Origin of the sequence: Enterovibrio norvegicus, assembly GCF_002876705.1 — a bacterium.
In the GTDB taxonomy this organism is placed as follows: Bacteria; Pseudomonadota; Gammaproteobacteria; order Enterobacterales; family Vibrionaceae; genus Enterovibrio; species Enterovibrio norvegicus_B.
This window is the reverse complement of record NZ_MDAG01000048.1, coordinates 21059-34614: the sequence shown is the minus strand read 5'-3', so window position 1 is coordinate 34614 and position 13556 is coordinate 21059. Positions and strand designations below refer to the sequence as shown.

General features: G+C 49.3%; 16 protein-coding genes and 1 pseudogene. 14 read left to right on the top strand and 3 right to left on the bottom strand.

What is annotated here, in order from left to right; all coding sequences use genetic code 11:
* Nucleotides 1-251, bottom strand: a pseudogene (locus BCT27_RS19355) (transketolase); the annotation flags it as partial.
* Between the two features lie 388 nt (nt 252-639).
* On the opposite strand from BCT27_RS19355, the gene metK reads away from it, so the two are divergent.
* The 7 genes from metK to ruvX all read left to right on the top strand — a co-directional run bounded on the left by metK (nt 640) and on the right by ruvX (nt 6251).
* Entirely contained in the window at nt 640-1794 is a 1155-nt protein-coding gene (gene metK / locus BCT27_RS19350) for a methionine adenosyltransferase (RefSeq protein ID WP_102318192.1), read from the top strand.
* 105 nt (nt 1795-1899) lie between these two features.
* The gene (locus BCT27_RS19345) at nt 1900-2391 is read left to right on the top strand and encodes a SprT family zinc-dependent metalloprotease (RefSeq protein WP_198597595.1); all 492 of its coding nucleotides are present in this window, start codon (nt 1900-1902) and stop codon (nt 2389-2391) included.
* A 128-nt stretch (nt 2392-2519) separates the two neighbouring features.
* Nucleotides 2520-3230 carry a deoxyribonuclease I gene (endA, locus tag BCT27_RS19340; protein WP_102396515.1) on the top strand — a complete coding sequence of 237 codons (711 nt, stop codon included), beginning with the start codon at nt 2520-2522 and terminating at the stop codon, nt 3228-3230.
* A 95-nt stretch (nt 3231-3325) separates the two neighbouring features.
* Nucleotides 3326-4057 carry a 16S rRNA (uracil(1498)-N(3))-methyltransferase gene (gene rsmE, locus BCT27_RS19335; RefSeq protein WP_074928782.1) on the top strand — a complete coding sequence of 244 codons (732 nt, stop codon included), beginning with the start codon at nt 3326-3328 and terminating at the stop codon, nt 4055-4057.
* A gap of 47 nt (nt 4058-4104) precedes the next feature.
* On the top strand, nt 4105-5052 hold the full coding sequence (gene gshB, locus BCT27_RS19330; RefSeq protein ID WP_074928780.1) for a glutathione synthase: 948 nt from the start codon (nt 4105-4107) through the stop codon (nt 5050-5052).
* A gap of 193 nt (nt 5053-5245) precedes the next feature.
* Nucleotides 5246-5809 carry a YqgE/AlgH family protein gene (locus BCT27_RS19325; protein ID WP_017012196.1) on the top strand — a complete coding sequence of 188 codons (564 nt, stop codon included), beginning with the start codon at nt 5246-5248 and terminating at the stop codon, nt 5807-5809.
* Between the two features lie 10 nt (nt 5810-5819).
* A complete protein-coding gene (ruvX, locus tag BCT27_RS19320; RefSeq protein ID WP_102396514.1) occupies nt 5820-6251 on the top strand; it encodes a Holliday junction resolvase RuvX in 432 nt (143 codons plus the stop codon).
* A gap of 114 nt (nt 6252-6365) precedes the next feature.
* Here the strand turns inward: ruvX and BCT27_RS19315 are convergent, their stop codons facing one another.
* Both BCT27_RS19315 and BCT27_RS19310 read right to left on the bottom strand, forming a co-directional pair.
* Nucleotides 6366-7466: a PilT/PilU family type 4a pilus ATPase gene (locus BCT27_RS19315; protein WP_181163564.1), complete on the bottom strand. Its 1101-nt coding sequence runs from the start codon at nt 7464-7466 to the stop codon at nt 6366-6368.
* An 11-nt stretch (nt 7467-7477) separates the two neighbouring features.
* Nucleotides 7478-8518 (bottom strand): type IV pilus twitching motility protein PilT, encoded by a 1041-nt coding sequence (locus BCT27_RS19310; protein WP_102318197.1) that lies wholly within the window; start codon nt 8516-8518, stop codon nt 7478-7480.
* 26 nt (nt 8519-8544) lie between these two features.
* Here BCT27_RS19310 and BCT27_RS19305 point away from each other — a divergent pair, with 26 nt between their 5' ends.
* The 7 genes from BCT27_RS19305 (at nt 8545) to hemW (ending at nt 13519) form a co-directional block, all read left to right on the top strand.
* Nucleotides 8545-9249 (top strand): YggS family pyridoxal phosphate-dependent enzyme, encoded by a 705-nt coding sequence (locus tag BCT27_RS19305; protein ID WP_102390611.1) that lies wholly within the window; start codon nt 8545-8547, stop codon nt 9247-9249.
* Nucleotides 9250-9323: 74 nt separating this feature from the next.
* Nucleotides 9324-10142: a pyrroline-5-carboxylate reductase gene (proC, locus tag BCT27_RS19300; RefSeq protein ID WP_102396512.1), complete on the top strand. Its 819-nt coding sequence runs from the start codon at nt 9324-9326 to the stop codon at nt 10140-10142.
* A 9-nt stretch (nt 10143-10151) separates the two neighbouring features.
* The gene (locus BCT27_RS19295; protein ID WP_017012202.1) at nt 10152-10721 is read left to right on the top strand and encodes a YggT family protein; all 570 of its coding nucleotides are present in this window, start codon (nt 10152-10154) and stop codon (nt 10719-10721) included.
* 3 nt (nt 10722-10724) lie between these two features.
* Nucleotides 10725-11039, top strand: a complete 315-nt coding sequence (gene yggU / locus BCT27_RS19290; RefSeq protein WP_026024747.1) for a DUF167 family protein YggU — start codon at nt 10725-10727, stop codon at nt 11037-11039.
* 84 nt (nt 11040-11123) lie between these two features.
* The gene (locus BCT27_RS19285) at nt 11124-11582 is read left to right on the top strand and encodes a DUF4426 domain-containing protein (RefSeq protein WP_102396511.1); all 459 of its coding nucleotides are present in this window, start codon (nt 11124-11126) and stop codon (nt 11580-11582) included.
* A gap of 149 nt (nt 11583-11731) precedes the next feature.
* Nucleotides 11732-12346, top strand: a complete 615-nt coding sequence (locus BCT27_RS19280; protein ID WP_102390614.1) for an XTP/dITP diphosphatase — start codon at nt 11732-11734, stop codon at nt 12344-12346.
* Nucleotides 12347-12352: 6 nt separating this feature from the next.
* Nucleotides 12353-13519 (top strand): radical SAM family heme chaperone HemW, encoded by a 1167-nt coding sequence (gene hemW / locus BCT27_RS19275; protein WP_102396510.1) that lies wholly within the window; start codon nt 12353-12355, stop codon nt 13517-13519.
* The last annotated feature ends 37 nt before the right edge of the window (nt 13520-13556 follow it).

The following is a 13556-nucleotide window of genomic DNA, read 5'->3' as shown; positions in this document are numbered from 1 at the left end:
GTGAGGTGAAGCAGAGAGTAGATCAGCATTGAGCCATGGCCGTTCGAAAGCACGAAACGGTCGCGGTCAGCCCACTCAGGGTTTTGCGGGTTGTGGTTCATGTGGTCGCGCCACAATACTTCGGCGATGTCTGCCATACCCATAGGGGCACCTGGGTGACCAGAGTTGGCTTGTTGGACACCGTCCATACTAAGAGCGCGGATCGCGTTAGCTAAAACCTTGCGAGAAGACATGTCTGCTCCTGAGATCATCAATAGACGTTTTGTATTAGTTGCCATCCAGCGCAATACTTTTAAAAGTTGGCGAGAAAGCAGAATTCGGCGGGCGAGTATTGTCGCAAGACTCCCCCTGCACTGCAAACGTTTTACATCGCTGATTTCATGGCATTCTGCTGATTTTTGCGCGAAGAATTGGCTTTTTTACGTAACCTTTTGCTTCTGCACGCAAACGTTTCCCCCAAACAGCAAGAAACGCATGGCGATATGCCAAATACATATTCTTAGCGTGCTATTTCATAACACCGACAAATTGCATGGTTGATTTCTTATCGCTCCAGCGTAGAATAGACGTCCAGATGGTAAAACATCTAACCATTTAAACGTATATAAACCTATCTTCATATTTTTTAAGGAACGCGACATGGCCAAACACCTGTTTACTTCAGAATCGGTTTCGGAAGGTCACCCAGACAAAATTGCTGACCAGATTTCTGATGCTGTACTTGATGCGATTTTGGAACAGGACCCGAAAGCCCGCGTTGCTTGTGAAACATACGTAAAAACCGGCATGGTCATGGTGGGTGGTGAAATCACCACATCTGCATGGGTTGATATCGAAGAACTGACGCGTCAAACCGTGCGTGAAATCGGCTACGTGCATTCAGACATGGGGTTCGACGCAGATTCTTGTGCCGTACTGAACACCATCGGCAAGCAATCACCAGACATCAACCAAGGTGTTGACCGCGCAGACCCGAAAGAACAGGGCGCAGGCGACCAAGGCATCATGTTCGGTTACGCATGTAACGAAACTGACGTACTCATGCCAGCACCAATTACTTACTCACACCTTCTTGTTAAGAAACAAGCTGAAGTGCGTAAGAGCGGCAAGCTAGATTTCCTTCGTCCAGATGCGAAATCACAGGTCACGTTCCAATACGACCAAGGCAAAATTGTTGGTATCGATGCCGTTGTTCTTTCAACCCAACACTGCGATTCAGTGACCACTGAGCTTCTACGTGAGGCGGTCATGGAAGAAATCATCAAACCAGTACTGCCAACAGAATGGTTGAACAAAGAAACTAAATTCTTCATCAACCCGACAGGCCGTTTCGTTATCGGTGGCCCAATGGGTGACTGTGGTTTGACAGGTCGTAAAATCATCGTTGATACCTACGGCGGCGCAGCGCGTCACGGCGGTGGTGCTTTCTCTGGTAAAGATCCATCAAAAGTTGACCGTTCAGCAGCATACGCAGCACGTTATGTAGCAAAGAACATCGTTGCTGCTGGCCTAGCAGATCGCTGTGAAATCCAATTGTCTTACGCGATTGGTGTAGCAGATCCAACGTCTATCATGGTTGAAACCTTCGGCACTGAAAAAGTCTCTCAAGAGATCATCATCGAAGCGGTTCGTCAGCACTTTGACCTGCGCCCTTACGGCCTACAAGAGATGCTTGACCTGTTGCAACCTATCTACAAGAAGACGGCAGCATATGGTCACTTCGGTCGTGAAGAATTCCCTTGGGAAAAAACCGACAAAGTGGCAGCACTGCGCGATTTCGCAAACATCAAATAATCGCGACAACGCAGCACAACAGAACAAGAAAAGGGAAGCTTCGGCTTCCCTTTTTTCATGCCTCTCTTTACCCTAGCCGCTGTGACCATCCAATCAGCCAAGGCGATGAACGAACTTCACTACCGCATAACTCGACGCGTAAGCGAATGCATTTCTCATGCAAATCTGACCCTCAATACAGAGTTTTCAGCACCCGCGATCCGCTTTGACATTCGGGGTAAAACCGCTGGAATGGCGCTGCTTCAACGCTGGCAACTGCGCTTTAATCCCGTATTGCTGGCAGAAAACCCTGACGCCTTTATAGAAGAAGTCGTCCCCCATGAAGTGAGTCACTTGATTGTCTTTGCCCGTTTCGGACGCGTTCGTCCCCACGGTAAAGAGTGGCAAGCGGTGATGTCTCAGGTCTTTGATGTTCAACCAAAAACCACGCATAGCTTTGACATTAAGTCCGTAGAAGGAAAAACCTTTTCCTACCACTGCCAGTGCGACGTGATCCCGTTGTCCGTGCGTCGTCACAATAAAGTACAACGTCAACAAGTGCAGTACGTGTGCCGTCGTTGTAAACAGCCTCTGATATGGAAACCTTCATCCCCCTAACGCAAATGCGTTACATGCAACGCCGCCCTTAATAACAAGTTGTTCAATTAACACTATTTTAGTGGGATTTAACTCGCAACTATCTGCAATAATCAAAGTACTTAATTTCAATAAGACTTTGTTTAAAGATGAAGACATATCTCCTACTGCTTTCCGCGTTGTTGATATCGCCACTGGCAATGTCAGCGCCTGAACACCCGCAATCCTTTTCAAAAGCCAAGCGCCTGGCGCAAAAAATCTATATCGATCACCCAACCTCTTTTTACTGTGGCTGTGATATCCAATGGCAAGGTAAGAAAGGCGTGCCCGAACTCGATACCTGTGGCTACCAAGTGCGTAAACAAATGAAACGCGCGAGCCGCATTGAGTGGGAACATGTCGTTCCTGCATGGCAGTTCGGCCACCAGCGCCAATGTTGGCAAGATGGCGGACGCAAAAACTGTGGTAAAACCGATCTGACTTTCCGCCTTATGGAAGCAGACCTGCATAACCTCGTGCCTGCAATTGGTGAAGTAAACGGAGACCGTTCAAACTTCCGCTTTTCTCAGTGGAACGGTGACAAAGGTGCCTTCTACGGCCAGTGCAAAATGAAGGTCGACTTCAAACAACGTGTTGCAGAGCCACCCGCACAAAGCCGCGGTGCAGTTGCACGTATCTATCAATATATGAATGGCCAATACGATTTTCGCTTAGCGTCAGCGCAGAAAAAACTCATGAACGCGTGGGACAAAACCTACCCAGTGACGGATTGGGAATGTGAGCGTGACCGTCGTATTGCAGCTACGCAAGGAAATCACAATCCTTTCGTGAAAGCGGCATGTGAAAAAGCAGGTCTATAAAGACAGCCTTGAAAAACTGAAACCACACCAAAACTACAGCCAATGAGCAGTAGCATGCTAAACTGCTGCTCATTATTTCCAAGACCAAAACCACCATGCGTATCCCAAGAATTTTCCATCCTGAATTGCTGCCTAACAGCGGCCGTGTCGCACTCGATGATGATGCGGCGAATCATGTTGGCCGTGTATTGCGTATGCAAGTTGGACAAGACGTCCTGCTCTTTGATGGCAGTGGCGCTGAGTTTCCTGCCGTGATTTGTGACGTATCGAAAAAGAACGTCAATGTGGATATCACTGAACGTGTCGAGCGCAGCATTGAATCGCCATTAGACTTGCACCTTGGTCAAGTTATCAGTCGCGGCGACAAAATGGAGTTCACCATTCAAAAATCCGTCGAGCTTGGCGTCAATGTGATTACGCCACTGATCTCTGAACGATGTGGTGTCAAACTTAACGCTGAACGCTTCGACAAAAAATTACAGCAATGGCAAAAAATTGCGATTGCTGCCTGCGAACAATCAGGCCGAAACATCGTCCCAGAAATCCGCCCAGTGATGGCGCTGGAAGCTTGGAGTCAGGAAGCGTTTGATGGGTTAAAGCTAAACCTTCACCCTCGCGCAAAATATTCCATCAATACCCTGCCGCAACCTGTCAATCGCGTGCGCCTATTGATTGGCCCTGAAGGTGGATTGTCAGCAGAAGAAATTGAAAAGACCCGCGAACACGGGTTCGAAGAAACACTTTTGGGACCGCGTGTGCTGCGCACTGAAACCGCAGCATTGACCGCAATTACGGCATTGCAAGTTCGCTTTGGTGACCTTGGTTAACCACACCAAGTTTAACGGCGACGAACTTGCCAGATAAGGAAGACAGAATGATCAAACTGGGTATCGTGATGGACCCGATTGAGTCCATCAACATCAAGAAAGATTCTTCTTTTGCCATGATGCTAGAAGCACAAGCGCGTGGCTGGGAAATTCATTACATGCAGATGAATGACTTGTCGCTGGAGCAAGGAAAAGCCCTTGCTCGCACCAAGATCATCAGCGTAGAACAAAACCCTGAGAAGTGGTTTGACGTAAAAAGCGAGCAAGAGATCGCCCTGGCCGATCTGGATGCCGTATTGATGCGCAAAGATCCACCGTTCGACACCGAATACATCTACGCGACGTACATTCTTGAGCGAGCCGAAGTGGAAGGATGTCTGATCGTTAACAAACCGCAAAGCCTGCGCGATTGTAACGAAAAACTGTTCACCGCTTGGTTCCCAGAGCACACGCCAATCACTTTGGTAACGCGTCGTGATGACCAAATCAAAGCGTTCCATGAGAAACACGGCGACGTGATTTTGAAGCCACTCGATGGCATGGGTGGTTCTTCTATCTTCCGTGTGAAGAAAGGCGACCCTAACCTGTCGGTGATCATCGAAACACTGACCAGCCTTGGCACTAACTACTGCATGGCGCAGACCTTCGTTCCAGATATCAGCAATGGCGACAAACGCATTCTGGTGGTTGACGGTGAGCCAATGCCATACTGCTTGGCGCGTATTCCCGCCAAAGGTGAAACACGCGGAAACCTTGCAGCTGGCGGTCGCGGTGAAGCGCGTCCATTGAGTGAGACTGACTGGGCTATCGCTCGCGCCGTTGCACCAACGCTGAAAGAGAAAGGCCTGATCTTTGTCGGTCTGGATATCATTGGCGACAAACTGACAGAAATTAATGTCACGAGCCCAACGTGTATCCGTGAAATTGAAGCCGCCTTTGATATCAACATCAGTGGTAAATTGATGGATGCCATTGAAGCGCGTCTGCAAAAATAAAGCTTCGCACACCGAGCAGTTTCGGCTGCTCGGGTATGACTTTCTCCTGCTTACTGCTCATACTGAACTTAAGCGGGAGAGCGAAAAACGGCTTACTCCAACAGACTTCACCTACGTCAGAAAGACACAACATCATCGCAGCTAGCAGTCTTGCAAAGAAATAACGCGAAATCGCACGTACTGGAAGGGCACCATGAATCTCAAAAACCATTTCCTTGTTGCAATGCCTAGCATGGCGGATGAACGCTTCAAACAAAGCGTCATCTACTTGTGCGAGCACAATGACGACGGTGCTATGGGGCTTGTTATCAACCAAGCGATCAATATTTCTGTCGCCAACATGTTGGAACAAATTGAGGTTGAGCGCGATTTGGATCTTACCCACGAGGTCAGTCTCGATCAGCCCGTGTTGTTTGGAGGCCCAGTCTCTGAAGACAGAGGATTTGTTCTGCACAAGCCAAACCAAGTCTTCGGTTCTAGCATCAGCTTGTCTGATCAATTAACCGTCACAACGTCCAAAGACATTCTGAGCATTCTCGGCACCCATGATGAGCCCGACCAATTTATTGTGGCATTGGGTTATTCTGGTTGGGATGCTGGCCAGCTAGAGCAAGAACTCACAGAAAACAGTTGGCTGACGATAGAGGCCGATCCCAAAGTCATCTTCGACACACCGATCAACGAACGCTGGGAAAAAGCCCTAAATCAATTAGGCATTAGTGGTTTAAACCTGTCCTCGGACATCGGACACGCATGAGAACAACACCATGAGTAACATCCAAAGCGTGATGGGCTTTGACTATGGCACCAAGAGTATTGGGGTTGCCGTAGGCCAAATCATCACAGGCACTGCGCGCCCATTAAAAGCGCTAAAAGCCAAAGACGGCATTCCAAGCTGGGAAGCGATTGAAGACCTACTGAAAGAGTGGCAGCCAGACTTAGTGGTTGTCGGTCTACCCTTGGACTTGCGTGGAGGTGAGCTTGAAACCATCACACCGCGCGCCCGTAAATTTGCGAACCGCTTGAAAGGCCGTTTCGGCGTAGACGTTGAATTGCATGATGAACGTCTCACCACCACAGAAGCGCGCTCTTCATTGTTTGAGCACGGTGGTTACAAGGCACTCGGTAAGGGTGATATTGATTGCCAATCCGCCGTCATCATTGTCGAAAGCTGGTTCGAAAGCCAATACGGCGAATAAGCCGCTTCACGCACTGAACAAAAAATCCCGCCATCAAACATGGCGGGATTTTTCTTTTTTTAACGTTATTTTTGCGCGGCCATGCCCTTTCTAAAAGGACGCTTTTCTAAAGAATCACTCAATACTGACGTTAGCCAACGTCGGACTGCCGTCTGGCGATTGTTCAGACATCTTGATCATCAGCTTCAGTTCATTGCGTGAATCAGCATGGTGCAACGCTTCTTGCTCCGAGATCTTGTTCAAGCGGAAAAGCTCAAACAACGATTGATCAAACGTACACATTCCCGCGTTGTTTCCCCTACGAATACATTCTTTCAGCTCGTGCAATTCACCACGACGGATCAAATCAGACACATGCGAGGTGTTGAGAAGAAGCTCATAAGCACCGTGACGACCAATACCACTGACATCCGGAACCAACTGCTGAGCCAGCACACCACGAAGGTTCAAAGACAGGTCAAACAGGAATTGCTCACGGCGCTCTTTTGGCACCAAATGCAGCACTCGCTCTAAGGCTTGGTTTGCATTGTTCGCGTGCAACGTGGCAATACACAAGTGCCCTGTCTCCGCAAACTGCATGGCGTATTCCATGGTTTCACGCGAACGGATCTCACCGATCATGATCATGTCTGGCGCTTGTCGCAGCGAGTTTTTCAGTGCCACTTCATAGCTTTCAGTATCAATGCCGATTTCACGCTGCGTCACAATGCATTGATCGTGCGGGTGAATAAACTCAATCGGATCTTCAACCGTCAGAATGTGCCCGCTGCGGTGACGGTTTCGATACCCCACCATGGCTGCCATCGACGTCGATTTGCCGGAGCCAGTGCCACCCACAATCAAAATCAAACCCCGCTTAGCAATAGACAGATCCTGCATCACTGACGGCAAGCCGAGGTTTCGAATATCAGGAATGTCCGTTTCAATGCGTCGAATCACCATGCCCGGCAAATCACGTTGCCAAAACGCACTCACACGAAAACGGCCATTTTCCGTCACCAGCGCGAAATTCGCTTCACGTTCACGGTAAAACATTTCGCATTTCTCGTTATCCATGGCTTGTTCAACCAAGCTTTCCAGATCCGAGATAGTCAGTTTGTCTCCGGTCGGTGTTAGCGCACCATCAACACGCAGCATGCATGGCGCATCCACCGTGATATAACAATCCGATGCTTGCTGACTCAACATGTCTTCAAGCAATTGGTTTAATTTGATTTGGCCGCTCATCAGGACATGCCCATCCCAGAGGAATCCATGATTCGGTTCGCTTCCTGACCATCAATGATGCCCTGCATCATCAAATGACGTAGCGATTGTTCCATGGTTTGCATGCCTAACGCTGCGCCGGTTTGGATCATCGAGAACATCTGCGCGACCTTGTCTTCACGGATCAGGTTTCGAATCGCGGGCGTTGCAATCATCACTTCGTGCGCAGCGACGCGCCCGCCAGTGACTTGTTTTACCAAGTTCTGAGAAATCACCGCACGCAATGATTCAGACAACATAGAGCGCACCATCGGCTTATCCGCACCCGGGAAAACATCAATAATACGGTCGATGGTTTTGGCCGCGCTTGAGGTATGCAGTGTGCCGAAAACCAGGTGCCCTGTTTCAGCCGCCGTCAGCGCCAAGCTAATGGTCTCTTGGTCACGTAACTCGCCCACCAAAATCACATCAGGGTCTTCACGCAATGCCGAACGCAATGCATTGTTGAAAGAGTGTGTGTCTCTGTGCACTTCACGCTGGTTAATCAAACACAGCTTTTGCTCGTGAACGAATTCAATCGGGTCTTCAATCGTCAACACATGGCGATGTTGTTCATTGTTAATTTTGTCGATCAGTGCCGCCAAGGTGGTTGATTTCCCTGACCCTGTTGGTCCGGTTACCAACACCAAGCCTTTACGATACTGGGTAAATTGATCGAAAATTTTCGGTGCGCCTAGCGTTTCCAAAGAGGGAATATCAGTAGGAATGCTACGGAAAACAGCGGCACAACCACGCGCCTGATGGAAGGCATTGACACGAAAGCGCCCAACAGACGCCAAGTTAAACGAAAAGTCGACTTCTAGGTTTTGCTCAAACTCGCGCTGTTGCGCATCATTCATGATGTCGAATATCAATCGATTCACATCATTGTGATCCAGCGGAGGCAAGCTCAGCTTGCGAACATCACCATCTACTCGGACCATCGGCGGAACCCCAGCAGAAAGATGTAGATCTGAAGCATTATGCTTTACACTGAAGTCTAATAATTCAGTAATATCCATTAATACGTTTCCTCGCAGAATCAATCATGTGTAGTATCAAACAAAACCTAGAACAGGTCACCAGACAAATAGACAGTGCCGCACAAAAATGCGGGAGAGACGCCTCTGGCGTGCAATTGTTGGCTGTCAGCAAGACCAAGCCTATCGACGCGATCGCTGATGCCGTGGGCGCAGGACACCGCCAGTTCGGTGAAAACTACGTGCAAGAAGGTGTTGAGAAGATCCTTCATTTTCGCGAACAAAGCACGCCTTTAGAATGGCATTTTATTGGTCCCATTCAATCCAATAAAACCCGTCAAGTAGCAGAGCATTTCGATTGGGTCCATTCCGTTGACCGCAGCAAAGTCGCGCGTCGTTTGAGTGAACAACGCCCTAATGATATGCCGCCGCTACAAGTGTTAATTCAAATCAACACCAGCGGTGAATCCTCAAAGTCAGGCACGCAGTTTGACGATGTCAAAGCGCTCGCAGATGAAATCGACCAACTGCCGAACCTCGAACTTCGAGGCCTGATGTGCATCCCCCAACCCGAAGATGATCACGACAGCCAACTCGCGGCTTTCGCACCACTTTCTCAATTATTTGAGGAAATGAAGGCGTCACGCTCACGTTTTGATACGCTGTCCATGGGCATGAGCGGTGACATGGATGCTGCGATTGCATCAGGTAGCACCATGGTGCGCATTGGTACCGCGATTTTCGGCGCGCGCGATTACACGAACCGCCAGTAAGACACACCAGAAAGACAGTCAACGTCAGCATTTCATTGGCGACAGATGCCGCCAATTCAACAGGAAGTAGATGGATGGAACAACGTACAGTCGCCTTTATTGGTGCAGGTAACATGGCGCGCTCTATCATTGCAGGCTTAGTGCAATCAGGTTATCCGGCATCAGCCATTACAGCAGTGAATCGTACGCCAGAGAAAAGTGCCGCTTTCCGTGAATCATTCGGCATCAATGCGAACGAGAATGCCATTGAAAGCGCGGCAAACGCCGATGTTGTCGTACTGGGTGTAAAACCTCAGGCCATGGCAGAACTTTTGGACAACATGAAAGGCATTGATTGGCAGGGCAAGTTGGTGATTTCTATCGCTGCTGGTATCTCTGTCGCACGCCTTTCAGAGATGGCAGGCACAGCATTGAACCTCGTTCGTGTGATGCCAAACACACCTTCTTTGGTTGGCGAAGGTATGAGTGGCCTTTATGCGCCAGACTCTGTATCAGAAAATGATCGCACCTTCGCAGGCCAACTGCTTGAAGCCGTGGGTAAAGTTTGCTGGGTATCTGAAGAATCTGGTATCAATAGCATCATTGCCGCAGCGGGCAGTGCACCTGCGTATTTCTTCCTGTTTATGGAAGCCATGCAAGCGGAAGCTGAGCGCCAAGGTTTCGATAAACAAACCGCGAGAGCGCTGGTTCAACAATCTGCACTTGGGGCCGCTAAAATGGTGGTTGCAAACCCAGACATTGAACTGGCAACCTTGCGTGAACAAGTGACGTCGAAAGGCGGCACAACCGCTCAAGCGTTGAGCGTTTTTAATAACAACCAACTTCCAGAAACGGTAGCCGAAGCCATGCAAGCAGCGGTACGTAGAGCGGAAGAAATGGAATCGCTATTTTAGGGCAACTTTATGAACACAATGAATTTCCTCGTATCAACACTGTTCGACCTTTATATCATGGTGGTGTTGTTGCGAGTTTGGCTGCAATGGTCACGCGCTGATTTCTACAACCCATTTAGCCAGTTTGTCGTTAAAGCCACACAACCTGTGGTTGCACCACTTCGTCGTATTATTCCATCGATTGGTAGCTTTGACTTAGCCACCGTCTTGTTCGCCTTTGTCCTTTGTGTCGCGAAGTTCTTCGTTCTACAAATGGTGGCATCAGGTGGCCTTCCACCGTTTGACGCAAGCTACTTACTGATTGGTCTGCTTGCATTGGTTAAAGCGGCGGGTGGTTTGCTGTTTTGGGTATTGATCCTTCGCGCAATCTTGAGCTGGGTCAGCCAAGGCCGCAACCCAATCGAATTTGTGATGATTCAACTGACCGAACCGTTGGTTGCACCCATCCGTAAGGTACTGCCTTCTCTGGGTGGTTTGGATTTGAGTGTCCTGGTGCTGTTTATTGTGCTGCAATTCCTCAACTTCCTGATCGGTGATTTGCTGAGCCCTTACTTCGGCAACTTGTGGTTCGTGCTGTAATTCATGACGCGCACCACTCGCCCTGCTTGGCAAGAGAATGACGACCTAATACTGCGTTTGTACATTCAACCGAAAGCAAGCAGAGATCAGTGGATGGGACAACATGGCGAGGAAATAAAACTCGCCATTACCGCCCCACCCGTCGACGGAAAAGCGAACGCCCACCTCACCAAATTTCTTTCAAAACAATTTAAAGTCGCTAAAGGCCAAATTGACATTGAAAAAGGGGAGCTTGGGCGTCACAAACAAGTCCGGATTCATGACCCAGCCATTTACCCCGACGCCCTCAGTGATCTGATTTCCGCCTTCAAGCAGTAATATCTTTGTATCACTTTCTATTTGAAAGAGTCAGCGCAACACGCTGACTCTCTTTTAACGAAACACCGTGATAAGGAAAGCACGATGACCCGTTTCTTATTTCTCACTCGACGCATTCAATACGCCTTCTTCAGTGTGCTGCTGTTGCTCCTTTCGCCGTCAGTGAGCGCTGAACAATTCAAAAACATCGGCTCGCTGGAAGTGCATTATTCCGCGCTGAACGCCACCTTCATCCCGGCGAAAGTTGCAAAGACATATGGCATCCAACGCGGCAGCCATAATGCACTGATTAACATTGCGATACTCGACAAAGCCCAAGCCGGCAAACCCGCTTTAACCGCGACCCTTGAAGGCACGGCACGCAACTTACTCGGCACAAGAAAACAGCTCACCTTTCGTGAAGTGAAAGAAGGCAAAGCCATCTACTACTTGGCAGAAGTGCGTTTCGCTAACGAAGAGAACCTTATCTTCGACATCGAGGTTCACGCACAGGGCAATCGCGCAGGCAAACTCACCTTCCAACAGCAGTTCTATACCGAATAGCGTGGTAGATGACACCACATCACATTCAGGTATGATGGCGCTCACATGAAGCGCCATTTTTTATGGGTGGCGACCAGACGACAATTTGCGTTTGCTTCAGTGCTCCCTCTGCGGGTATCAGCACGAGCAACACCTTCAGGAGTACAATGATGAGCAAAGTGGTTCTCGCGACAGGCAATGCAGGAAAGGTCAAAGAAATGGCTGACCTTCTGCAAGATTTCGGCTTCGATGTGCTTGCACAAAGTGAGTTCGGCATCAGTGACGCTGATGAAACAGGAACCACCTTCATTGAAAATGCCATCATCAAAGCACGCCATGCCGCCAAAGAGACAGGGCTTCCTGCCATTGCCGATGATTCCGGCTTAGAAGTGGATTATCTGCAAGGCGCACCCGGCGTTTACAGCGCACGCTATGCGGGTGAAGGCAAAGGCGATCAAGCCAACATCGACAAACTGCTAGAAAGCATGGCAAATGCCCCTGACGATCAACGCAGCGCGCGTTTCCACTGTGTATTGGTATACATGCGCCACGCGAACGACCCAACACCCGTGGTCTGCCATGGCGTGTTTGAAGGCCACATTGCGCGTGAAGAATCAGGAAAGAATGGCTTTGGTTATGACCCAGTGTTCTGGGTAGAGAGCCACAACTGCACACTGGCAAACATTGAGCCTGCAGTGAAAAAACAAATGTCTCACCGAGGACAAGCGCTCAAGAAACTGTTCGCTGCGCTCAGTGAACGCATGCAATCCGAACAAGCGAAGTAAACTGAAATGACAGACCATAACGTGGCGGCACACATCCCGCTAAGCCTTTACGTTCACATTCCTTGGTGTGTGCAAAAATGCCCGTACTGCGATTTCAATTCGCACACCTTGAAAGGCGAAGTGCCAGAGCGAGACTACATCGACGCCTTATTGGATGACCTTGGACGCGACCTAGCTCGCTTCCAAGGCGTGAGTGGTCGCCAACTTCATTCCATCTTCATTGGCGGCGGTACGCCAAGCCTGATGTCACCCGAAGAAATCGCTCGTCTGCTGATTGGCATTGATGCGCAAATTCCGTTTAAAGACGGCATTGAAATCACCATGGAAGCGAACCCAGGCACAGTAGAAGCTGACAAGTTTATTGCCTATCGCCAAGTGGGCGTAAACCGCATTTCCATCGGCGTTCAAAGTTTTGATGACAAGAAACTTGCGCGTCTTGGCCGTATTCACGGATCAGAAGAAGCGAAACGTGCGGCAACGTTAGCCCATGAAGCAGGATTGAACAGTTTCAATTTGGATTTGATGCACGGCCTGCCCGATCAAACCCTCGAAGGGGCGCTCGACGATCTCAAACAAGCCATTGCACTGAACCCGCCGCACTTGTCTTGGTATCAGCTAACCATTGAGCCCAATACCCAGTATTACTCCAAGCCACCCACGCTGCCAGATGACGATGACCTGTGGGACATTTTCGAAAAAGGCCATGTGCTATTGAGTGAAGCAGGCTACGTGCAATACGAAACATCGGGATACAGCAAGCCGGGATATCAGTGCCAACACAACCTGAATTACTGGCGTTTTGGCGACTACCTCGGCATTGGCTGTGGCGCGCACGGCAAAATCACCGCCGCAAATGGTGCCGTACAGCGCACAGTAAAAGTGAAACACCCGCGCGGTTATCTCGATCTTGAGAAAGAATACCTCAGCGAATTGCATATAGTGGAGTCTGATGAATTGCCGTTTGAATTCTTCATGAACCGATTCCGTTTGGTAGAGGCTTGTCCAAAAGAAGACTTTCCAATGCGCACGGGATTGCCGCTGGATGTGATCAAAGCACCGATCGATAACGCTATCGAGCAAGGGCTTCTCAGCGAAACTGACACACACTGGCAAGTGACACAAAAAGGTCGCCTGTTCTTGAACGATTTGCTTTCCGGCTTCATCGACGAGTAAAGGCAGCGAATAACGCTGTCTTTATACGAAGGGAAGA